1 protein-coding gene is annotated in these 1,314 nt (G+C 67.0%); it reads left to right on the forward strand.

The genetic code is table 11. From position 1 onward, the window contains the following. Window positions 1-138: 138 nt before the first annotated feature. On the forward strand, window positions 139-1,275 hold the full coding sequence (locus ACFVJQ_RS46015; RefSeq protein WP_385791984.1) for an IS30 family transposase: 1,137 nt from the start codon (window positions 139-141) through the stop codon (window positions 1,273-1,275). Window positions 1,276-1,314: the final 39 nt, after the last annotated feature.

Raw genomic sequence — 1,314 nt, forward strand, 5'->3', positions numbered from 1 at the left:
CCTGAGTTCTAGTGGTCGTTGCAACACCTCAGCTCAGAGGTGGCAATGGACTTCGAGATTCGTGGTGGCCGGAGGCCTCAGGGGAACAGACCGCTGGTCCGAGAACGGGAGACATACTTCCGACTTGTGGATCAAGGAATGAGCTTCGCCGAGGCTGCCAGGACCGTCGGCATCAGCACTCGCACCGGCGAGCGATGGCGCAACGGACGAGGTGCCTCGGGTCGGATCAAGGCATATCCACCGATCAACGAGGCACCCGTCACTGAACCGACCGACCCCTCGCGCTATCTGCGCGAAGCCGACCGCGTCCACATAGCCGACCGGCTGCAGGAGAAGGCCACCATCCGGGCGATCGCCGCCGAGCTGGGCCGCAGTCCGTCGACGATCAGCCGCGAAATCCGCCGCAACCGCACCGTCCTGGCCAACGGCCGCTGGCGCTACCGCCCCTTTGCCGCCCAGCGCCGAGCTGACGCGCGGCGGCCTCGCCCCAAGACCGGGAAGATCGGCCAGAACCCGGAACTGCACGACTTCATCCAGTCGCACCTGGCCCTGCGCTGGAGTCCCGAGCAGATCTGTCACGCTCTGCGCAGGCGCTTCACCCATCGGCCGGAGATGCACGTGACCCACGAGACCATCTACCAGGCCCTCTACGTCCAAGGCCGCGGTGAACTCCGCCGCGAACTAACCCAGGCTCTGCGCACTGGACGTGCCATCCGCCGCCCTCGCCGCCTGGCCGACCGGCGTCGCTCCCGCGCCGTCAAGAACATGGTCATGATCAGCGAACGGCCCGCCGAGGCAGCCGACCGCGCTGTCCCCGGGCACTGGGAAGGCGACCTGATCGTCGGCCCCAGCTCCCGCTCCGCGATCGCCACCCTGGTCGAACGCAGCACCCGCTACCTGATGCTGGTCCACCTGCCCGACGGCCACAGCGCCGCAGCCGTGCGCGACGCCCTCATCACCACCGTCAAAACCCTGCCGCCCCACCTGAAGCGATCCTTGACCTGGGATCAGGGCACCGAAATGGCCGCTCACCACGGCTTCAGCATCGCCACCAACGTCCCGGTCTACTTCTGCGATCCCGCCAGCCCCTGGCAGCGCGGCTCGAACGAGAACACCAACGGCCTGCTACGCCAGTACTTCCCCAAGGGAACCGACCTGTCCACGCACACCCCCGAGCACCTCCACGCCGTCGCCACCGAGCTCAACAGCCGCCCCCGCAAAACGCTCGACTGGGAAACCCCAGCCGAGCGTCTGCATAAACTGCTCGCGACTTGATCAACTCACCGCGTGTTGCAACGACCCCCTGAATCCACC

Origin of the sequence: Streptomyces sp. NPDC127197, from assembly GCF_042672405.1 — a bacterium.
GTDB classification, from domain to species: domain Bacteria; phylum Actinomycetota; class Actinomycetes; order Streptomycetales; family Streptomycetaceae; genus Streptomyces; species Streptomyces flavusporus.

Excerpts from the sequence above, each read along its gene's own strand:
- ACFVJQ_RS46015 (WP_385791984.1), top strand. The coding sequence starts at position 139 with ATGAGCTTCGCCGAGGCTGCCAGGACCGTCGGCATCAGCACTCGCACC.